A 21,585-nucleotide genomic window follows, 5' to 3' on the forward strand; every position below is an offset into this window, starting at 1 on the left:
CCGGTGAAAAAGACGGATGTGATGGGTTTCTTGCGGCTTTTCTTCTCTATTGGTCAATCACTTGATTGTCCCTGTCCATCTTGACAAATCCGCACTTTTACCGTACGATAAGCGCAGAAATCATCCTGAAAATCACATCCTTTCGTTTGACGAGATACACATCTCACAGGCGCAGGTATCCCGATTGGAGAAGGGCGCACTGGAGCATATCCGCAAGCAAATTTAACAAATTGCGGATGGAGAATGAAGGAAACCGCCCGAAGGCCGGTTATTGAATAAACGCGCTTTGCGCGTTACCGAAATTCTCAATTTTCAATTCTCCATTCTCAATGAAAGAAAAAACAGCAAGTCCGACTGAACTTGCTGTTTTTCTTTACGCTGCCTGACTTTCGCCGGTGGCATAATCAATTTCCACGCCCGGCTGGACGTTATAGCAGTACACGTTGAAGCAAATGCCTTCGCCGTCGTCCTCGACCGACCACGCCTCCATCTGCACGCCCGAGGCAACAAGATTGCTGCCCTCAAACACCGGCGTGACCCGATAGAGCACATGGTTGCCGGTTTCCTTCACATAGTCAGCGACCATATTCTCAAACGGCAGCATCCCCTCAATATTGAGGTATCGCGTGCCGGTGATCAGATTCTGCTTGTTGGCATTCTCGGCGGTAAGCTGCCAGCCGATCAGGTGACAGCGGTTATACAGGTATTTGCCGTCCACACAGTCATACTTGACGGTATGCCATCCGGTTGGCTTGACCTGACCGATCGAACCGCGTTTTTCTCCATCTGCGGGCATCAGATCCTGTCCGACATTGGCGTATGCCGTGCCGCACCGTCCGAGATAATCCAAATCCGAATATTCCTCAAACGATCCGGTCTCCTGTTTGTCTGCGTCGGTGAAGAATGGCTGGTTGCCGTCGATCTCGACATAAGCAGAATCCGAGTAGGCGGGCAGATCGTCCATCGAAACCATACTGCTCGACGGCATGGGCAGTGCACAGCCGGAAAGCAGCAGGCTGAGCACGAATACAATCGGCGCAAACGCGCGGGTCAATTTTCGCATTTAACAAATACTTCCTCTGTTATTTTCTCATGCGAGGAACCGGCAAATTCGGTCTCGCTTTGCTTCGTCCATCCGGTTTCCGGCAGGGTGAAATACCGGTCGGCGGGATAGACACGATTCCAGTGATATACTATCACCTGCTGCACCCTGTTTAAGTAGGGTGCAGGATCGTGCACCTCAGCGAAGCAGTAATCGTCCTCTGCCGCCCGCTCGAGGCAATCCTCAGCGATGCAAAGCCGTACTGCCGTATCCGCTCCGAACAGCTTTGCGGTGTACGGACTTATCCACAGCCTGTGCATACCGCAGTGCATAAGAATGTGCTCATTCAGCACACGATCGCGGCTCTGGCGGCGATGGTTAAAGGCCAGGCCGCCTTTATCATCCACACATAAGATCAGCTTCATAGAGTCCTCCCTTCATCGGGTATCGGATGCACTGTTGACCGGCGTAACGCTGTATGTAATGCGTCCCGCCGAAATACCCTGCCGTCCGATATACGAGCACAGTGCTTCGGTCAGTCTCGGGGTTGCCTTGCTGTGATGCAGCCGCACGACTACCACGCCGGACGTGGAGGCGAAATACTGTACGGTCTGCGTATACGCTTCCGCCGCATTTTTCTCGGCATCGCCGCTGTCCAGACCGGCATCCCACAGGCGGTAGCCTGCGCCGATGAGCACGCTGCGCTGTGCTTCGGTGAGTGCGTCGCTGCCGCTCTGGTTGGCGGCTATGCGGGCTGCAACACCGGTCAGCAGTGTCAGGCGCTCGTTCGCAGCGGCAAGGTCGGCCAGCATGTCTGCTCCTGTGGTTTTGCTGTCCGCCTGCAGCAGAAAGGCTACCGTATGTCCTTCCGCTGCGATTCGGCGAACCAGATCATCATCCCATTCGGAGGTATCCGTCGGCAGGAAGAACGCCGCCTGCCTGCCTGCGTCATGCAGATTGTCCAGAACAGCCGCCGTGTTTTCGTTCGGCGCGCCGTAATAGGCAAGATACACGCGGACCGGCTTCTTCGCCGGCTTTTCCTCTACCTTCGGTATTTCGATGGTATCGTTGTCCACCGGCTTTGCCGGTGCGGGATTGGTATTCGTGTTATTGCTGCGGTCCGACCCGGAAGTGCTGCCCTTGTAGTTGTCGATCGTGTTCTCAATCACCTTGGTATGCGCCGCAATAAACGCCGAATCGCTCTGTGCCGAGCCGTCCGCGACACGCAGCACATTTTCCCCCTGCAGGGTCAGTGAAGAATAGGTAAAGCCAAACTTCGCACAACACAGCTTGACCGGTACATAAACCGTTCCGTTCATCTCATACGCGGGTGTGGAATAACTGTTCAGATTCTGATCGTACACATAGCCTTCCGCAGTCGAAAAGCTGAGCGTTTCGTCGTTTGCGGAAAGATCGAGCACGCCGTCATTCTCCGAGGCAGACACACCGAGCGTGGTAAACACACTGTACGGCACATAGGTTTCGCCGCCGAGACGCGCGGGCATGGTGCTCTCGTCGAGCGGCAGGATGGAGTCGTTTACCGCTGTCAGCGTCACCGCATGCGCCGGTGCAGGCAGAAACGTCAGCAGCAGCGCGGCACACAGCACACAGCTGATGATTTTTTTGATACGCACTCACTCCTTTCAGCAATTCGTACGAACATATTATACCAAAGCACAGCGGGTTTGTCACCCTTTCTGCCGAAAAACACCTTGCGTTGTGAGAATCGAGTGCTATAATAAAAGAGTACAAATTCTTATAAAGAAAGAGTGAATCAACCATGCTGCAGATCACAACACAGCGCACCACTACCCCTAAGGCAAAGCCGGACGAAAGCAGCCTCGGCTTTGGTGTTCATTATACCGATCACATGCTGATCATTGACCACGATGAGGAACAGGGCTGGCACGATGCCCGCATCGTACCGTATCAGCCGCTTGAGCTTGATCCGGCAGCGATGGTTTTCCATTACGCAATGGAGTCCTTTGAGGGTCTGAAGGCTTACCGCACCCCGGACGGCTCCATTCAGCTGTTCCGCCCGGACAAGAATGCACAGCGCATGATCAACACCAACCATCGTATGTGCCTGCCGAGCCTGCCGGTAGAGGATTTTGTTCAGGCTGTCAAGGCCATTGTTTCCTTCGATCAGGACTGGGTTCCGCACGCTGAGGGCACCAGCCTGTACATCCGTCCGTTTGTAATCGCTACCGAGCCGCATCTGGGCGTTCGTACCTCCCGCACTCACAAGTTCATCATCGTATGCTCTCCGGTCGGCGCATACTACTCCACCGGCATCAATCCGGTTAAGATCTTCGTCGAGGATGAGTACACCCGTGCCTGCCCGGGCGGCACCGGCTTCACCAAGTGCGGCGGCAACTACGCTGCATCCCTGATCTCTCAGGTAAAGGCACACGAGCTGGGCTACGAGCAGACCCTGTGGCTGGACGGCGTTGAGCACAAGTACGTTGAGGAAGTCGGCTCCATGAACTGCTTCTTCAAGATCGACGGCACCGTTTACACCGCTCCGACTGTTGGCACCGTTCTGCCGGGCGTTACCCGTATGAGCTGCATCGAGCTGCTCAAGCACTGGGGCATTCCGGTATCCGAGGAGCGCCTGCCGATCGCTGACGTTATGAAGGCTTCCCACGACGGCAAGCTGGAAGAGGTATTTGGCACCGGTACCGCTGCAGTTATCTCTCCGGTTGGCGAGCTGCGTTACGAGGGCGATGTTGCTCACATCAACAACGGTGAGATCGGCGAAGTTACCCACAAGCTGTACAACACCCTGACCGGCATCCAGTGGGGCAAGCTGCCGGATGAGCTGGGCTGGACCGTGAAGGTAGACTAATTTCGATTAAAAGGCAAAGCCTTTTAGCGGACGCGGTTTGCAAGCAAACCGACATTCAATAAAAAAAGAGGCTGACAGCTGTGAACTGTCAGCCTCTTTTTTTACAATGCAAGCGTGTGATATGGTTCGCCGCTCAGCGTTTTCCACGTAAAAACGCCGTTTTCGAGTGTCATATAGCCATGTGCGGTATCATTTTTCGGGATGGACACTGAACCCGGGTTCAGATACAGGTTTTCCCTGCCAAACGGCTCCCATGCCGGAATATGCGTATGTCCGTGCAGCAGCACATCGCCCTGACACAGCGGAGGCGGTGTTTTCGTGTTGAATTGATGTCCGTGCGTGACATACACCAGCCGCTCCCCTGCCGACAGGACGGCATAGTCCGCGAGGATTGGGAACGCGAGCACCATCTGGTCCACCTCGGTGTCGCAGTTGCCGCGCACACATAGGATTGTATCCGCCATGCCGTTCAGCATGGCAATCACCTTCTTTGGCGCGTAATCGCGCGGCAGATCGTTTCTCGGACCGTGGTAAAGAATATCGCCGAGTAGCAGCAGACGCGCAGCCTGCTCGCGCTCGAATGCCTGCAGCAGCTGTTCACAGTAGTATGCCGAGCCGTGAATATCGGATGCAATGAGAAATTTCATGCCGCGCCTCACCTGCCCGCCTGCTTTGGCACATCCACGATGGTGCCGCCGCCTACAACTACATCGCCGTCGTACAGCACCGCCGCCTGACCAATTGCTGCGGCTCTCTGCGGCTCATCAAACACCAGCTTGACGCGGCCGTCCCCCATTGGCGAAACCGTCACCGGCTGCTCCGGATGGCGGTAGCGAATCTTCGCCTTGATGTGGATTGGCTCGGTCAGTTCCGGAATCGAAATCCAGTTCATGTCATCTACGATCACAGTGTCCGAGAACAGCGCCGCCTTCGGTCCGACCGAAACCGTGTTCTTCTCCATATCCTTGCCGCAGACGTACACCGGCTCACCCATCGCAAGACCGAGGCCGCGTCTCTGACCGACGGTATAGCGGACAGCACCCTTGTGCTTTCCCACCGGCTTGCCGTCCAAATCGAGGAAATCGCCTGCCGGATAGTGCTTGCCCGTGTACTGCTCCATGAACTTGACGTAATCGCCGTCCGGCACAAAGCAAATATCCTGGCTGTCGTGCTTGCGTGCGTTGCAGAAGCTGAGCTGCTCCGCCAGCTCGCGGATCTCCGGCTTATTGCGGTCGCCCAGAGGAAATTTGGTGTGCGCCAGCTGCCGCTGCGTCATTGTGTACAGCACATAGCTCTGGTCCTTGCCCGCGTCCACGCCCTTTTTGAGCAGCCAGCGTCCGGTCTGTTCGTCCTGCTCAATGCGGGCGTAGTGACCGGTGACAACGTAATACAGGCCGTGCTGCTCGGCAAAATCCAGCAGCTTGTCGAACTTCATAAAGCGGTTGCAGTCAATGCAGGGATTGGGCGTGCCGCCTGCCTCATAGGTGCGGACAAACTTGCCGATGATCTTCTCCTGAAAATCCAGTGTAAAATCCAGTACCTCATACGGAATATCCAGCTGAAATGCAACCTCACTTGCGTCCTCGATATCCTTTTCCGAACAGCAGGTGCGGAAATTACATGCACCGAGATCCTCGTTGCGGTACAGCCGCATGGTCGTGCCCATGCAGCGGAAGTCCGCCTGCCGCATCAGGTAAGCCGCGATCGAGCTGTCTACGCCGCCGCTCATCGCTATGAGTGCGGTCTTCTGTTCTGCGTTCTGCATCAATGCCGTCCTCTCTTTCGATATATTAAGTGGTAAGTATAATTTTCATCAGATAGCAAAAAACTCCGAAAACCATGTGGTTTTCAGAGTTTTTGTGGTCGAGGTGACAGGATTTGAACCTGCGGCCTCTTCGTCCCGAACGAAGCGCTCTACCAAGCTGAGCCACACCTCGAAATGTTGTTATTTGATTTAAAAAAGTGGTCGAGGTGACAGGATTTGAACCTGCGGCCTCTTCGTCCCGAACGAAGCGCTCTACCAAGCTGAGCCACACCTCGAAATCAAGCTGCCAACGCTTTTCCGTGACAGCTTTATTAGTATATCGCAGAAATCGCTTTCTGTCAACACTTTTTTTGAAATTTTCCTTAAATTTTCTCGAGCAGCTTTGCCACCAGACGGCGCAGCTCTGCGCCGCGGCGCTCGGCAGTCTCGTTGACCTCAGCGCCCGAGAGCGGCTGCATAAGCACGCCCGCCGCCATATTGGTGATCATGGCAATACCGACGAGCGGCAGACCGCAGTGCGCGGCTGCAATGACCTCGAACACGGTGGACATGCCGACCGCATCCGCACCGAGCGTGCGGAACATGCGGATCTCCGCCGGTGTCTCAAACTGCGGGCCGTTTACGCCGCAGTATACACCCTGATGCAGCTTAAGACCGCAGTCCGCAGCGGCCTGCAGGGCTTTTTCACCGAGCTCATGGCTGTAGGCGAACGTCATATCCGGAAAACGAGTACCGAGTTCGGGATCATTTTTGCCGGTCAGCGGACTTTTGCCTGTCATGTTGATGTGGTCAGTGATCAGCATAAAATCACCCGCATGATAGCCGGTATTGATGCCGCCGGACGCATTCGTCACGACAAGCGCCTTCACGCCCAGCGCCTTCATCACATAAACCGGATACGCCACCTCGTCCGGCGCGTAGCCCTCGTAGCCGTGCAGACGGCCCTGCATGCAGATAACACGGCGTCCGGCCAGCGTGCCGCATACCATGCGTCCTGCGTGGTCAGGCGCGGTGGATACCTTGAAGTGCGGAATCTCGCCGTACGGCACATACGTCGGGTTCTCCACCTCATCAGCCAGCGGGCCGATGCCCGAGCCGAGCACCAGTGCGATTTCGGGCACAAACGGCAGCTTTTCTTTAAGATATGCTGCAGATTCCGCTACATTTGCTTTTGTCAGCATAGGTCTCCCTCCTTACAGCCGGTGCAGGATAGCGTCCGTGCGCTTCTGCGTTTCCGCCTTTACCTTTTCAATGTCGATGGTCTTGAATTCACCATCGCGGTACAGCACCTCGCCGTCCACCATGGTCAGGCGAACGTCCGCACCCTGAGCCGCATAGACCACGTTGCAGGCAGCATCGGTCATCGGCGTAAACTGCGGCGTATCGGTGTCGATGACGCACAGGTCAGCCTTATATCCAACCGCCAGCTTGCCGCAGTCCGTGCGTCCCTGCGAAAGCGCACCGGCGCGCGTTGCCGTGTGCAGCACCTGTGCAGGCGTCAGCAGCGTAGAATCGTGATAGAAACCCTTGTAAACCACACCGAACAGGTAAATATCCTGCAGAATATTCAAGTTGTTGTTGGAGGCTGCGCCGTCCGTGCCGAGCGCGATATTGATGCCCTTCTCCAGCATTTTCGGAATGTTCGCGTAGCCGGATGCCAGCTTGAGATTACTCGCCGGACAGCAGGCGACTGAAACATTGTGCTTCTTGAGAATATCGAAATCCTTGTCCTCCAGCCAGACACAGTGCGCCGCCGTGGTCGGGGAATCGAAAATGCCGTGCGCCTCCATGTACGCTGCCGGCGTCAGGCCATGACGCTGCTTGCACTCCTCGTGCTCGGTCTGCGTCTCGGACAGGTGGATGTGGATACGCGCACCCGCGTCCTTCGCGTGAGCGGCTACCGCCTCGACCACCTTGGGTGTCGAGGTATACTCGCCGTGGATACACAGATCACCGATCAGACGGCCGTCCAGCTCGCCGTTCCACTCGTTCAGCAGGCGCAGATTGTCCTTGTAGGCGGCAAGGCTCTCGTAGTCGCTGTCGTCAAATACGGTCAGACCGCGGCTGAGGTTGCACTTGATGCCGCTCTCGCGTATCGCGGGCATCATGCCGTCAAAGAAGAAATACATATCCGAGAATGAAACCGTACCGCTCGCCAGCATTTCCGCGATGGAAAGCTGCGTGCCGTAGTACGCCGCCTCGTCGTCGATCTTGTCCTCAAACGGAAATACCTTCTCACCCAGCCAGCGCTGCAGCGGCAGATTTTCCGCGTAGCCGCGCAGCAGCGTCATCGGCGCGTGGCTGTGGACATTGTAGAAGCCGCTCATCAGCAGACGGTGTCTGCCATCGTAGCGTTCGCCGTAGTCCTCCTGCGGCTCGGTGTCACCGATATAGGCGATCTTGCCGTCCTTCACGCCGACGTACTGCCCGCGTTTGAGCGCAAAATTCTCATCCAACAGATCAATGTTGCAAAAAAGCATGGTATTCTCCTTTTCTCTTTACAGAACATGGTAATGCGGGATAATATCCTCGTATTCGCCGTCCTTGTTCAAAAATCCGCCCGGAATCACACCAAGCTGTGTGAATCCCAGCTTTTTGTACAGCGCAAGTGCGCCCTTGTTGCTCTTGACGACTGCGTTGAACTGCAGCACGCGGAATCCGCACGTTTTCCCCTGTGCAATGCAGTGCTTTACCAGTTTTTCACCGATATGCTGTCCGCGCACGGTCTTTTTGACGGCGTAGCTGGCGTTGCAGATATGACCGCAGCGGCCCACATTGTTCGGGTGCAGAATATACAGACCGACCAGCTCGCCGGTTGCCGCGTCGTACGCTACGCCGGTATAGGTCTGCTCAGTGAAAAAGGCATGACCGGTCACCTCGTCCAGCTTTTCCATCTGCGGAAAGGCTTTACCGTCCTCAACGACCTCGTTCCAAATTTCTGCTGCCTGTGCAGCATCACGCTGCTCGTACTGCCGAATTTCGATCTGCATGGTATCTCATCCCTTGGGTTTTCTCTTATTATAGCATAGTGCAGGAGAAAAGAAAACTGTTGCATCGGCTGCAAACCGGAGGAACGCGCCGTACCCACGGCGGTGGGCAAAAGGATGGACACCAAGGTTTCCACCCTTTTGAATCCCGCTTCCTTTGCTCGTTAGCCTGACGCAGACCAGAGACCGGCGACCGCTCCGAAAAGGAGAACGGCAGTCGGGTTACTCTTGCGTGTCTTTCGCAACCTATTCGCAGTTCACAGATACCTTACTGCTACACATACGGGTTCTTTCCGCAGGCGCGACACAAGGTGAATTGCCCGTCAGGGCAAGAGAAGGTGCCCTGGGGTGCGACCTCGGCGCACCGTATCTAAACCATCTGCTCCTTGCTAAAACGCAGGGGCGGCCATTGGCCGCCCACAGAATGATAACCCATTGCGTTCTCCTCACTCTTTCTTAAAACGCCGAATACTTCAAAATATCTTTTCGCATTCGCGCGATAATCCGCTTTTCCAGCCTTGAAATGTAGCTTTGCGAGATACCCAGCAAATCCGCAACCTCCTTCTGCGTCAGCGCCTTCGGCGTGCCGATGCCAAACCGCAGCGAGATGATCTGCCGCTCTCTCGGCGGCAGATGGCCCAGTGCCCGATGCAGCAGCATTTTGTCCACATCATCCTCGAGCGGCCGCATGACGCTGTCCGGCTCGGTGCCGAGAATATCACTCAGCAGCAGCTCGTTGCCGTCCCAGTCCGAGGACAGCGGCTCGTCGATGGAAACCTCGCTCCGCCGTCCGGCGATCTTGCGCAGGTGCATGAGGATCTCGTTCTCGATACACCGCGACGCATACGTCGCCAGCTTGACGTTTTTGTCGCTCCGATAGGTGCTCACCGCCTTGATGAGTCCGATTGTTCCAATAGAAATTAAATCTTCTGTTCCCACACCGCTCGACTCAAACTTGCGCGCCAGGAACACCACCAGCCGCAGATTGTGCTCGATAAGACGGTTGCGCGCCGCAACATCGCCCCCGCTGTTCGCCTCCACGGCGGCGGCCTCCTCCTCCGGAGACAACGGCGGCGGCAGAACATCGCTGCCGCCGATATAATGTACACCTTGCGCTCGAAACCGCCGTAAAATCGTCTTTAACCACTGCAGAATTTTCATTTTTGCTCTCCCTTTCACACCCCGATAAGTCCCTCGTACGCGCCCTGACCGATGGAGACCGCACTGACTGCACACACACAGTCAAGTGCTGTGCCGTCTGCCCTCAGCACGCTGTCCGGCCGGAAATACAGCAGCAGACCGCCATCCGTGCCGACCGCGTGAAACGGCAGCAGACCGCAGCGTGCAGCCAGATTTTCCGGCAGAGCCGTCAGCTGCGCGGACACACTGCCGAACGGCAGTTGCGTGTCCAGCAGGCACTCGGCGGCCTTGCGCTCGATCACCACGACCGGCTTTCCGGAAACCGGTTCGATTAGGTCGTTGCCCGTGTCGTGCAGCACACGCACGACGGTCTGCCGATTGCCGAACCGGATGGTCAGCGTTTCCGTTTCGCGGTGCAGCGCGCCGTGCTTCGCATCTCCGCACAGGAGTATCCCGCTTGCCGCGTAGCCGACAGCTGCCGCCAGCACGAGCACCTGTATCGGCACCGCAAAGTAGTACCCGCACGAGAGCAGCAGCCTCCTGCCGCTTGCGGCACTCAGTGCCGCCGCCAGTCCGGCGAACGAGGCCGCGACCACGCCGTACAGTGCACACAGCCGCGCAAGGTGCCGCTCTCTGCCGAAAGCGACCATGCACAGGCCCAGTCCTGCAAGAAGGCGCAGCGGCGCGAGTGTCAGCACCGGCCAGACCGCACCCAGCACGGCATAGCCGCCGCCGAGTACTGCTGAGAAAATCAGCCGCATTTTCCGCACCTGCACGCCGCCTAAGCGAGCCGCCGCAAGCAGCGTTGCGCCATCCATCAGCGCGTTGACGGCAAACAGCACATCCAGATAGACGACCATACCTCACCTCCCGAACAAGATTCAGTATAGCACGGACAACGTGCACGTTTTGCCGAATAAAGAGCGTAAAATGCCCGAAGCCGCTCTACCATAAGGTAGAACAGCTTCAGGCAAAGAGTAGTATGTAAGTAAGATGTGGTCGAAATGAGAAAGGGTATAAAAAAACAGCAAGAGTCCTGCACCTTTTATCGGTATCAGCCCCCTTGCTGTGTCTTTATCATACTGCAAAATCGGCAGCTTGTCACCTGTCGTTTTTTACAACATTCCCAGTAACTCTATCGGTTATTTTCGGAGTGCATACTGTGCCAGCAGCTTTGCTGCGTCCTCGACGTCGGAAACCGCACACAGCTCGCTCGGAGAATGGATATAGCGAGTCGGGATAGAGACCGCGCCTGCCTGCACGCCCGCGCGCGCCTTCTGCAGCACCGAGGTATCCGTGCCGCCGCACAGCAGGATTTCGCGCTGCGCGGATACACCGCAGTCCTTCGCCGCCTGCTCGAGCGCATCCACAACCGCCGGTGTGCAGATAACCGAGCGGTCCATCACCTTGACTGCCGGTCCCTTGCCCAGCTCGACCGCCATCGCGGACTTCATCTCCGGCAGGTCGCCGGTATCGGTCACGTCCACCGCGATAGCCGCATCCGGCTCAACTGCGAACGCTGCCGCGCCTGCGCCGCGCAGGCCAACCTCCTCCTGTGCCGTAAACACGAAGTACAGGTCGTTCTCGATTTCCTTGTCCGCCAGCTGCTCCATCATCAGCAGGAGCGTCACACAGCCGATACGGTTGTCCAGATACGGACCGCACAGCACGCCGTTCTGCTCGAACCGCGGTGCTTCGTACACGGCAAAATCGCCGATCTGCACCAGTTTGCGCGCTTCCTCGGCGTTTTTTGCACCGATGTCGATAAACAGATTATCCAGCGTCAAATCCTTGAGCGGTGTCTTTTCCTCGTACGAGATCACGCCGCGCGTGCCGTTGGCAAACTTCACCTGAATATTCAGCAGGTCACCGACATACAGGCCGCCGATCTGCGAAAAACGGATGAAACCCTTGTCCTCAATATAGGTGGCAACCACGCCGATGGAGTCCATATGCGCGGCAAACAGCAGTTTTTTTCCATTCTTTGCACCCTTTTTACGGCAGATAAGATTGCCGAGCGCATCCGTCGTCACATCGTCGATATACGCGCCTGCAATCTCCGCGATGGTTTCGCGGACCGCATCCTCACGGCCGGAAGGGCCGAATGCACCCGCGACCGTGTTCCATAAATCAAAAATCTTGCTCATTCGTCGTCCCCTCCGAGTTCTTCCAGAAATGCGCGTGCGGCGGAAAGCACCGCTTCGCAGTCGGCTACTGCCGCCACCGAGGACGGCGAGTGAATATAGCGTACCGGAGCCGCAGCCGCGCACACGCGCACGCCTGCACGGCTCTTGTGGATGCGGCCTGCGTCCGTGCCGCCGGCTACGCGCGTTTTCGTCTGCCAGCGGATGCCACGCTTGTCGCAGGCATTGCGCAATAATTCGAACAATTCCGCGTCATAGATAGTCGCGCCATCCATGAACGGCAGAACCACACCGCCGCGTACACGGCAAACAGCTTTGCCGCCTTCCACCTCTGCGAGATCAGCGGCTGTCGTGCCCTCGAGCACCATTGCGAATCCCGGGTCGAGCGCATACGCCATGCTTGCCGCACCGCGCAGACCGACTTCCTCCTGCACAGTAAAGCAGAACCAGGTGTCGATCGGCGGCTCATCCTCGATGAGCTTGAGGAGCGCGGCACAGCCGACACGGTCGTCGATCGCCTTAGCCTTGATAAGACCGTCGCCGAACTCGACAACCGCCGAGTCAAACACGCCATAATCGCCAAGCGAAACCTTGTCCTCAGCGGCAGCTTTGCTCGCTGCACCGATGTCGATATACAGATCCTTAGTCTTGGGCATAGTGCGGCGCTCTGCGGCAGTTGTCAGATGAACCGCCTTGATGCCGATCACGCCCTGCACATCACCGAAGCGAACCGGTCGGCCGATGACCACGCGCGGGTCCACGCCGCCGACAAAGCCGAACTTCAGCATGCCGTCGTCCGTAATCTGCTTGATGATAACGCCGACCTCGTCCATGTGTGCGCACACAACGACCGGACGCTCGAGCGCCTTTTTGCCCTTTCGGAACACCATAATGTTGCCGATGGCATCGGTCTTGATCTCGTCCGCGAACGGCTTTACCTTCTCGAGCACAAACTCGCGCACCGCATCCTCACAGCCGGACGGCCCCGGCAGTGCGCACAGCTGCTTCATCAGTTCGATCATGCGCCCACCTCCCCGTCAAATTCGCGCAGAAATTCCGCCATCAGGTCAGCAACCGCCTGCACGTCAGACAGCTTCACAACCTCGACCGGCGTATGCATGTATTTTTCCGGAATGGACAGCAGACCCATTGCGATGCCGCGGCCGACGATCTGCATCGTCCACGCATTCGTGCCGGTGTTGCCCTCCATAATTTCAAGCATATAGTCGATGTCGTTCGCCTTGGCGGTCTTGATGAGCGCCTTGGTAAAGCCGCGGTGCAGGTTCGGTCCCATGCCGACTGCCACGCCGCTGCCGAGGTCGAACACACCGTCCGACGGACCGTCCGGCGTTCTGCCGTGGGTCACGTCCACCGCGATGGCGTACTCCGGCTGAACCGTAAACGCGCCGGTCTGCGCACCCAGCTCGGTGACCTCCTCCTGCGTGCTGATGAGCACCGCGACATTGCACTTCAGCTTATCCTTTGCCGCGTGCAGCTTCTCCATCGCCAGCAGGATGGCGGCAACGCCCGCTCGGTCGTCAAGGCACTTGCTGCAAAGCTGACCGCCCGCCAGCTTAATCGGCTGCTGCGCGAACACGATGGGCGTACCCACGCGAATGCGGCTTTTGGCATCGAGCAGACCGGTGTCAATCGCCATCTGGTCGATGGGTACGGCCTTGTTCTGCTCACCTGCTTTGAGCAGGTGCGGCGGCATGCAGGATACCACGCCGTACAGCGGCTCGTCCGCGAGAATGGTCACCTCGCCGCCGAGCAGCATGCGCGGGTCCACGCCGCCGACCGGCGCAAACCGCAGAAAGCCGCCGTCCAGTACCTCGGTGACAAGAAAGCCGATCTGGTCAAGATGCGCGTCCAGAAGGACGGTTTTCGCGCCCTCTTTACCGCAGGACAAGCTGCCGATCACATTGCCGTTCTTATCCACATCCACGGTGTCGCAGTACGGGCGGAACAGCTCCGCGACGGTGTGTGCCGCCTGCATCTCAAAGCCGCTGACCGCCGGCAGTGCACACAGCGTTCGCAGCGTTTGTTCTAACTGCAAGGAAATTCCTCCTTTTTTCGTCGTTTATCGTACAGGTTCTATTATAACCGTTTCATTGCTCGGTTACAAGGTACAGCAAATGAAAAAGGCACCGAGTCGGTGCCTTTTTCGTGTTTATCAGATTTCTTCACCGGTCGGGAGGTACAGCTTATCCATTACGCGGACACAGCCGTTTTCAAAGGTGATTTCCTGCGTCATTGCACCATCGTTCTTGATGGTGCCGAGCGTCGTGCCGAAGCGGTCAAAGCAGGTAATAGTGTGCTCATCCGTGCGGAGCGCATACACGCCTGCACCGTCGGTCGGCAGTGTGCCCGGACGGCCGTTCGGGCACTTTACGCGGAACAGAACCTTGTTCGTGCCGTCCGCATCACAGCGGATGTACTCGTATTCGGTATTGCTGATCCAGCGGCTGTAAATATTCTGACCGACCTCATTGAACGCATTCTGATAGGTCTTTGTCAGCTTTTTGCCCTTGAAGTTGTAGAGTGCGTAATAACCGGTCGATTCTGCGGCGATGTAGGTATCGCTGTACTGACTTACATCCAGCGCATGAGAGCTGGATGCAATGCGCTTGCCGCCTGCGATAATCGTGTACGAGGTATTATCATCCATTGTTGCAACGAAGCGATCACCTATGTTATCCGAAATATACATTTTCTTGTGATCGAGCGCAAAATTCATACTCCACACAGTTTTGCCCGCAGTATCAATAGCACGAATGGTCTTGCTGTCCACGCGAACAACTGCTTTGCCGTCCTTGAAGACGGTCAGGTGGTCATACGTTTGGTTAGCCTTGGTACCGTCCGTGAAAATCATATAATCCTTGCCGTACGTTATACTGTCAATATTCATCGGAATCGCCCAGCCTGCCTGCTCACCGTCCACCGTAGCAAGTGCATAATTTTCCAGAGTTTCACCGGTTTTCATATTGTATACAGTGTATTCCCGACTGTCCTCTCGATATAGATAGACCCACTCGCCAAATACCGTAATAGCGGTGAATTCACCATTGTATTTCTTGTAATTGGTTAATAGCTTGTTACCCTTGGCATCCTCAAGGTGCATCTGTACATTAAAACCGTCATCACTGTCAACAACAACAGTATACTTAGCCGCGGTCTTGCTCGGCACCTCGGCATACTTGGTATCATACAGCCGCAGCATGGTCGCGATGGACTGCTCGCGTGTATAGCTGTTATTCGGTGCAAAACGATTGCCGCTGACGCCGTTCATTACGCCCTGATTGTAGACCCAGTACACATCATTCCGTGCCCACGACTGAATATCCGCACCGTCCGCAAAAACGTGCGGCATACGGTCCTTTACATTGTCCTTGGCATTCTTGCGCAGATTGCCCAGACGGTGCAGCATGCTTGCCGCCTGCTGACGGGTCAGCTGCTGCTGCGGTGCAAATTTGCCATTGCCAACGCCGTTTACCACGCCCAAAGACGCACAGAGCAGCACGTCCTCGTCCTTGGTATCCGAGAAGGAAACCGTGGCTTTATCGACGGATTTTACGTTGCCGCTCTTTTCCCAAGTACGATAAACCGCTGCCGCCAGCGCGCAGAAATCCGCACGGGTGATGCTCTGCGTGTACGCCTGATCAACCTGCTCCGGCACAATGCCCGCGTTCCGCGCGGTATCCACCGCCGACTTGGCCCAACTGCTCGGCGCTTCCGCTGCCGCAGCTGCCGTTACCAGCATAGCCGCAGATAAAATCGCTGCAATCGTTCGTTTCATAGAAAATCCTCCTTTTAATTCAGCGGTCAGTGATGTATTTTCTTTGTTCCCGGTATCGCGCGCTGTTTTCTGATCGCTATATTGTATATGACGTTAGTATCTGCAAAAGGTTCCCATATTTATCTGGTAATGTCAAAAAAATCATTGACGGTGCAGGTCTGCAGAATACCGTCCGGCGTGTAGTATTCATCCCGCAGGACACGCTGCTGCTCGTCATACCATATTTTCTCGGTTACGCCGTCCCTGCTGACGCAGACTGCGGTGCGCTCAGCGTCGTCATACGTCCACTCGTTGTCCTGCATCATTTCGTAATTCGGATCATGCACATCATTTTCCATGTGCAGCGTGGAGCCGCGTGCATCCTTCACCGTGATCCATGTACCGGTCAGCACACCCTCAAAAACCGTACGGGTTCTGGTCGTTTCTCCGGTTTTGGGATTGTATTCCGACACTGTCTGTGACTGCATGTTGCCTGCCGTGTCGTAACTCCGCTTCAGATACGGTTCTTTCTCGTCTCCGCGATAGGTGTAAGTCTCTATTCCGTCCTCATCCTCCGTGCGAACGATACGACCCTGCTCGTCATACTCTGTGTAAGAAACCGTTTTCACACCGCAGGTTGTGGAATACCATGTCATTTTGCTGCCGTTGTAAACCTTGCGTTCACTGGAACTCACACCGAACGGACGCTTGCAATTCAGCGACCAGATCTCGCGGTTCTGCGCATCGTAGCCGGTGATCTTGAGATAGGACCATTCCTTCTCATCCGGTATCACGCGCGTTATCTTTTGCTGTTCAATCCGAGCAGCAGGCTGCATATACGCCAGAAGTGTCCAGTTTTCCGCTGTCGGACGGACATACCGCAGTCCGTTCAGCGATAAGCCGCCGAAAACAGCACCGCAGCAGACCGCAGTGCTCGCCGCCAGCATTCCGGCTCGTTTAAGAATGTTCAGCTTCACCCAAACACCTCCTCAGCGGGTTACATCGGTGTATGTTGTTGTAATCTCACGCGAAAAACCATCCTCCGAAAAGCTATATGCATTTTTTATCCAGCGTCCCTGTTCGTCATACCAGTATTTCTCGGTCGTGCCCTCCGCCTCGTCCACACAGGTGGCCGTGCGCGCGGCATCGTCATACGTCCACTGATAGTCACAGGTTCTCATCTGTCCGCCCGCGCTGACATGCACTTGCTTTACGATGTTGCCATGCGAATCCAGTATGCAGTACTGCGAGGCAAGATAGGTACCATCGTCTTCGTATATGTCCATATTGGTGACGGTACTGCCTGTTTGCGGGTCGGTTTCGGTGATCTTGCGGCCGGTCAACGCGCCCTGCGCGTTGTGCGTTTCCTCCAGATACGTTTCAGTCGCATCGCCGTGGTAGTAATACGTCGATATGCCGCCATAGTCGGTTTCCATACGGATAAGCCGTCCCTGTTCATCATACTGGCAAACCGAGTCCGCTTTTCCGCCCTGACCGAAGAAATACCGCGCCGATATATTGCCGATGTACACATCACGGCTGCTGCCGACCGATGCCAGCTTGCCGAATGTCGTGCGCGACCAAATCTCGCGGTTCTGTGCATCGTATCCGGTGACAGTGTAGGTCGGGTCGCCCTCACCGAAGTCCATAACGCACTGCTCGATGCGTTCCGCCGGTGCGACCCACGGCAGCAGCCACCAGTTATCTGCCGTTGGCCTCATGTAGCGTAAGCCATTCACCGCCAGCGCCCCGAAAACACCGGCTGTACAGGCGGCAGTTGCCGCCGTCAACATTCCCACACGTTTGAGCAGATCTCTGTTCATAAACATCCGCCTTTCTCTATCTAATTGTCCTGCCTGTCTTATCTGGTTTCAGTATAGCATAAATTTTTCCGGAAGGATATATCTCTTTGTATTTTGAAACAGAAATGTATCATGCAGCGGCAAAATCGTTTGTCCGCGTCTGGTTGTCGGTGATGCGAGAGCGCACTGTACTCCCCTACGATTGCGCGTGTGCAGATGAATTTACAGGCGGTGAGCCGAAAGGTCGCACCCCAGGGCACCTTCTCTTGCCCTGACGGGCAATTCACCTTGCCGCACCCTATGGTAAAGTCTAACATCGGATATAATTCGCGTATGTTATGAAATAAACGCAAAAAAATCCCGCAGAGAAAACCTCTGCGGGATTTATTATGCTATTTCAGCAAGCGCTTTGCGCGATCTTACGCCTCGGGAGCGTACAGATCCTGCAGGCGCTTCAGGTGAGCGTAACGCTTGGTAGACTCTACCTCGGAACGCTCGAACAGGCCCTCTGCACGATCCGGGAATGCACGGGTCAGTGCGGAGTAACGAGCCTCGTTCATCATGAACTTGCGGTAATCCTCGGTCTTAGGCTCCTTGGACTCCAGAATGAACGGGTTCTTGCCCTCGTCAGCCAGCTGCGGGTTGAAGCGGAACAGGTTCCAGTAACCGCAGTCAACAGCCTTCTTCATCTCAGCCTGGCAGTTGGTCATGCCGCCCTTGATGGAGTGCATCTCACACGGAGCATAGCCGATTACCAGCGACGGGCCCGGATAAGCCTCAGCCTCAGCGATGGCCTTCAGGGTCTGAGCCGGGTTAGCGCCCATAGCTACCTGTGCAACGTAAACGTAGCCGTAGCTCATAGCGATCTCAGCAAGGCTCTTCTTCTTGGTGGTCTTACCGGAAGCTGCGAACTGTGCAACAGCGCCGATGTTGGTAGCCTTGGAAGCCTGTCCGCCGGTGTTGGAGTAAACCTCGGTATCGAATACCATAACGTTTACGTCCTTGCCGGATGCCAGAACGTGATCCAGACCGCCGAAGCCGATATCATATGCCCAGCCGTCGCCGCCGAAGATCCAAACGGACTTCTTAGCGAGGTATTCCTTGTGAGCCAGAACATCCTTGCAGTCCGGGCAGCCTGCTGCTGCGCCCTTTTCGAGCTCTGCAACCAGTGCCTTTGCCGGCTCAGCGTTAGCAGCGCCGTTGTCCTTGGTATCCATGAAGGTGTTGACAGCGTTCTTGAAGTCGTCGGTAGCGTTCTCAGAGCCAGCCATAACCTCGAGCTTGGAGATCAGGCGCTCACGGAGAGCTTCCTGGCCGTAGTACATGCCAAGGCCGTGCTCTGCGTTATCCTCGAACAGGGAGTTAGCCCATGCCGGACCGTGGCCGTTTGCATCAACGGTGTACGGGGAGGTAGCAGCCGGGCCGCCCCAAATGGACGAACAGCCAGTAGCGTTGGAGATGTACATACGGTCGCCGCAAACCTGAGTGATCAGGCGGGCGTAAGAGGTCTCTGCACAGCCTGCGCAGGAACCGGAGAACTCAAGCAGCGGCTTCTTGAACTGCGAATCCTTTACGGAGTTCGTGGAGATCATGTCGGCCTTCTCGGAAACCTTTGCTACGCAGTAATCGAATGCATCCTGCTGAGCAGCTTCCTCTGCCTGCGGTACCATCTTGAGGGACTTGGTCGGGCAGACGCCGATACATACGCCGCAGCCCATGCAGTCCAGCGGAGATACAGCCATGGTGTACTTGTAAACGCCCTTGCCCTTGCCTGCCTTGATGTCAACCAGCTTGGTGGAAGCCGGTGCAGCAGCAGCCTCTTCTTCGGTCAGTGCAAACGGACGAATGGTAGCGTGCGGGCAGACGTAAGCACACTGGTTACACTGAACACAGGTAGCCTCGTTCCACTGCGGAACGGTAACTGCTACGCCGCGCTTCTCGTAAGCAGCTGCGCCGTGCTCGAAGGAGCCGTCAACATGCTCGCCTGCGAATGCGGATACCGGCAGGGAGTCGCCGTCCATGCGGCCGATCGGCTCCATAACGTCCTTGACCATCTTGACAACTTCCGGACGGCCCTGCAGATCGCGGGTATCAGCCTCGTCCTGTGCGTCAGCCCAGTCAGCCGGTACGTCGATCTTCTGGTATGCGGTAGCGCCAATGTCGATAGCCTTGTGGTTCATATCAACGATGTCCTGGCCCTTCTTCAGATAGGACTTGGTAGCAGCGTCCTTCATGAACTGGATAGCCTGCTCGCTCGGCATTACCTTAGCCAGTGCGAAGAATGCAGACTGCAGAATGGTGTTGGTGCGCTTGCCCATGCCGATCTCGATAGCGAGGTCGATCGCGTTGATGGTGTAAAGCTGAACGTTGTTCTTAGCAATGTAGCGCTTCTCGGAAGCTGCCAGATGCTTGCTCAGCTCTTCCGGAGACCACTGGCAGTTGATGAGGAATACGCCGCCCGGCTTAACGTCACGCACGATCGGGAAGTGCTTGGTGATGTAGGACGGGTTGTGGCATGCTACGAAGTCAGCCTTGTTGATGTAGTAAGGAGAACGGATCGGCTTGTCGCCAAAACGCAGATGCGAAACGGTTACGCCGCCGGTCTTCTTGGAGTCGTACTGGAAGTAAGCCTGTACGAACTTGTCGGTGTGGTCGCCGATGATCTTGATGGAGTTCTTGTTCGCACCAACGGTACCATCGCCGCCGAGACCCCAGAACTTGCACTCGGTCGTGCCTTCTGCTGCGGTGTTCGGTGCCGGCTTCTCCTCGAGGGACAGGTAGGTAACGTCGTCGTTGATGCCCAGAGTGAACATCTTCTTCGGCTCTGCCTTAGCCAGCTCCTCGTATACAGCGAATACGGAGGACGGGGGCGTATCCTTGGAACCCAGACCGTAACGGCCGCCGGTTACTACCTTATCGGTGATGCCTGCATCAGCCAGAGCGGTAACAACGTCCATGTAAAGCGGCTCGCCCTGAGAGCCCGGCTCCTTGGTGCGGTCGAGGACTGCGATCTTCTTAGCGGTCTCCGGGATAGCTGCGATCAGCTTGTCAGCACGGAACGGACGGTACAGACGAACCTTAACCAGGCCGACCTTCTCGCCGTGTGCGTTCAGGTAATCGATAACTTCCTCTGCAACGTCGCAGATGGAGCCCATAGCGATGATAACGCGGTCAGCGTCAGCAGCGCCGTAGTAGTTGAACAGCTGGTAGTTGGTGCCGAGCTTGGCATTTACCTTGCCCATGTACTCCTCAACGATGCCCGGAACAGCTTCGTAGTACTTGTTGGCAGCCTCGCGGTGCTGGAAGAACACGTCGCCGTTCTCGTGAGAGCCGCGCATCATAGCGTGCTCCGGGTTCAGTGCGCGCTTGCGGAATGCTTCAACAGCATCCATGTCGCACATTTCCTTCAGATCCTCGTAATCCCAAACCTGGATCTTCTGGATCTCGTGGGAGGTACGGAAGCCGTCGAAGAAGTTGATGAACGGAACGCGGGACTTGATGGTAGCCAGATGTGCTACTGCAGAAAGGTCCATAACCTCCTGCGGGTTGGTCTCAGCCAGCATAGCGAAACCGGTCTGGCGGCAAGCCATAACGTCGGAATGGTCACCGAAGATGTTCAGTGCATGAGATGCAACGGTACGAGCGGAAACGTGGAATACACACGGAAGCAGCTCGCCTGCGATCTTGTACATATTCGGGATCATCAGCAGAAGACCCTGAGAAGCAGTGTAGGTGGTAGTGAGCGCACCTGCTGCCAGAGAGCCGTGTACGGTACCCGCCGCACCTGCCTCGGACTGCATTTCGATTACCTTAACGGTAGTACCGAAAATGTTCTTCTGACCTGCGGCAGCCCACTGGTCAACGCTGTCTGCCATGGGGCTGGACGGGGTGATCGGATAGATACCCGCAACTTCGGTAAACGCGTACGATACGTGCGCGGCCGCAGTGTTGCCGTCCATGGACTTCATCTTTCTTGCCATGTTGATGTCCTCCTATAAAAAATTATAATTCTCAATTGGAATTAAAAGCCCTCGTTTTGGTGTATTTTAACCTAAACTAAGCCTTACCTGCCCCTTCATTGT

At 56.1% G+C, this 21,585-nt stretch carries 17 protein-coding genes, 2 tRNA genes and 1 pseudogene; 1 reads left to right on the forward strand and 19 read right to left on the reverse strand.

From position 1 onward, the window contains the following. Nucleotides 1-385: 385 nt before the first annotated feature. From DW806_RS03225 to DW806_RS03235, 3 genes and pseudogenes are all read right to left on the reverse strand, one after another. Nucleotides 386-1,063 (reverse strand): annotated as a pseudogene (locus tag DW806_RS03225) (DNA/RNA non-specific endonuclease); the annotation flags it as partial. Beyond that, on the reverse strand, nt 1,051-1,467 hold the full coding sequence (locus DW806_RS03230) for a hypothetical protein (protein ID WP_118729081.1): 417 nt from the start codon (nt 1,465-1,467) through the stop codon (nt 1,051-1,053). The gene DW806_RS03230 and the pseudogene DW806_RS03225, both read right to left, overlap by 13 nt. A gap of 12 nt (nt 1,468-1,479) precedes the next feature. Next, nucleotides 1,480-2,676 carry a polysaccharide deacetylase family protein gene (locus DW806_RS03235; RefSeq protein ID WP_118729082.1) on the reverse strand — a complete coding sequence of 399 codons (1,197 nt, stop codon included), beginning with the start codon at nt 2,674-2,676 and terminating at the stop codon, nt 1,480-1,482. Between the two features lie 146 nt (nt 2,677-2,822). Between DW806_RS03235 and DW806_RS03240 the strand changes: the two genes are divergently transcribed. Beyond that, nucleotides 2,823-3,890: a branched-chain amino acid aminotransferase gene (locus tag DW806_RS03240; RefSeq protein WP_118729083.1), complete on the forward strand. Its 1,068-nt coding sequence runs from the start codon at nt 2,823-2,825 to the stop codon at nt 3,888-3,890. 101 nt (nt 3,891-3,991) lie between these two features. On the opposite strand, the gene yfcE is transcribed toward DW806_RS03240, so the two are convergent. From yfcE to nifJ, 16 genes are all read right to left on the reverse strand, one after another. Then, on the reverse strand, nt 3,992-4,537 hold the full coding sequence (gene yfcE / locus DW806_RS03245) for a phosphodiesterase (protein WP_118729084.1): 546 nt from the start codon (nt 4,535-4,537) through the stop codon (nt 3,992-3,994). Between the two features lie 8 nt (nt 4,538-4,545). Then, nucleotides 4,546-5,655: a tRNA 2-thiouridine(34) synthase MnmA gene (mnmA, locus tag DW806_RS03250; protein ID WP_243022618.1), complete on the reverse strand. Its 1,110-nt coding sequence runs from the start codon at nt 5,653-5,655 to the stop codon at nt 4,546-4,548. 95 nt (nt 5,656-5,750) lie between these two features. Continuing rightward, nucleotides 5,751-5,827 (reverse strand) — tRNA-Pro (locus DW806_RS03255). Nucleotides 5,828-5,853: 26 nt separating this feature from the next. Then, a tRNA-Pro gene (locus DW806_RS03260) sits at nt 5,854-5,930 on the reverse strand. A gap of 87 nt (nt 5,931-6,017) precedes the next feature. Further along, the gene (locus tag DW806_RS03265) at nt 6,018-6,836 is read right to left on the reverse strand and encodes a purine-nucleoside phosphorylase (RefSeq protein WP_118729085.1); all 819 of its coding nucleotides are present in this window, start codon (nt 6,834-6,836) and stop codon (nt 6,018-6,020) included. A 12-nt stretch (nt 6,837-6,848) separates the two neighbouring features. Then, on the reverse strand, nt 6,849-8,135 hold the full coding sequence (locus tag DW806_RS03270) for an amidohydrolase (protein WP_118729086.1): 1,287 nt from the start codon (nt 8,133-8,135) through the stop codon (nt 6,849-6,851). An 18-nt stretch (nt 8,136-8,153) separates the two neighbouring features. Then, the gene (locus tag DW806_RS03275) at nt 8,154-8,645 is read right to left on the reverse strand and encodes a GNAT family N-acetyltransferase (protein ID WP_118729087.1); all 492 of its coding nucleotides are present in this window, start codon (nt 8,643-8,645) and stop codon (nt 8,154-8,156) included. A gap of 453 nt (nt 8,646-9,098) precedes the next feature. Further along, nucleotides 9,099-9,803, reverse strand: a complete 705-nt coding sequence (sigE, locus tag DW806_RS03280; RefSeq protein ID WP_118729088.1) for an RNA polymerase sporulation sigma factor SigE — start codon at nt 9,801-9,803, stop codon at nt 9,099-9,101. A 14-nt stretch (nt 9,804-9,817) separates the two neighbouring features. Beyond that, nucleotides 9,818-10,642 carry a sigma-E processing peptidase SpoIIGA gene (locus DW806_RS03285; protein WP_118729089.1) on the reverse strand — a complete coding sequence of 275 codons (825 nt, stop codon included), beginning with the start codon at nt 10,640-10,642 and terminating at the stop codon, nt 9,818-9,820. A 282-nt stretch (nt 10,643-10,924) separates the two neighbouring features. After that, nucleotides 10,925-11,929 (reverse strand): M42 family metallopeptidase, encoded by a 1,005-nt coding sequence (locus DW806_RS03290; protein WP_118729090.1) that lies wholly within the window; start codon nt 11,927-11,929, stop codon nt 10,925-10,927. Beyond that, nucleotides 11,926-12,948: a M42 family metallopeptidase gene (locus DW806_RS03295; RefSeq protein WP_118729091.1), complete on the reverse strand. Its 1,023-nt coding sequence runs from the start codon at nt 12,946-12,948 to the stop codon at nt 11,926-11,928. Before DW806_RS03295 ends, DW806_RS03290 begins: the two co-directional genes overlap by 4 nt. Further along, on the reverse strand, nt 12,945-13,982 hold the full coding sequence (locus DW806_RS03300; RefSeq protein ID WP_118729092.1) for a M42 family metallopeptidase: 1,038 nt from the start codon (nt 13,980-13,982) through the stop codon (nt 12,945-12,947). The genes DW806_RS03295 and DW806_RS03300 overlap by 4 nt, the downstream gene beginning before the upstream one ends. Before the next feature lie 117 nt (nt 13,983-14,099). Next, nucleotides 14,100-15,722 carry an S-layer homology domain-containing protein gene (locus tag DW806_RS03305; protein ID WP_118729093.1) on the reverse strand — a complete coding sequence of 541 codons (1,623 nt, stop codon included), beginning with the start codon at nt 15,720-15,722 and terminating at the stop codon, nt 14,100-14,102. Between the two features lie 119 nt (nt 15,723-15,841). After that, the gene (locus DW806_RS03310) at nt 15,842-16,678 is read right to left on the reverse strand and encodes a hypothetical protein (RefSeq protein ID WP_118729094.1); all 837 of its coding nucleotides are present in this window, start codon (nt 16,676-16,678) and stop codon (nt 15,842-15,844) included. 12 nt (nt 16,679-16,690) lie between these two features. Beyond that, nucleotides 16,691-17,524, reverse strand: a complete 834-nt coding sequence (locus DW806_RS03315; RefSeq protein ID WP_118360710.1) for a hypothetical protein — start codon at nt 17,522-17,524, stop codon at nt 16,691-16,693. Between the two features lie 398 nt (nt 17,525-17,922). Continuing rightward, nucleotides 17,923-21,483: a pyruvate:ferredoxin (flavodoxin) oxidoreductase gene (gene nifJ, locus DW806_RS03320; RefSeq protein WP_118729095.1), complete on the reverse strand. Its 3,561-nt coding sequence runs from the start codon at nt 21,481-21,483 to the stop codon at nt 17,923-17,925. Nucleotides 21,484-21,585 lie beyond the last annotated feature (102 nt).

This window comes from Butyricicoccus sp. AM32-19, from assembly GCF_003480365.1.
In the GTDB taxonomy this organism is placed as follows: Bacteria; Bacillota; Clostridia; order Oscillospirales; family Butyricicoccaceae; genus Agathobaculum; species Agathobaculum butyriciproducens.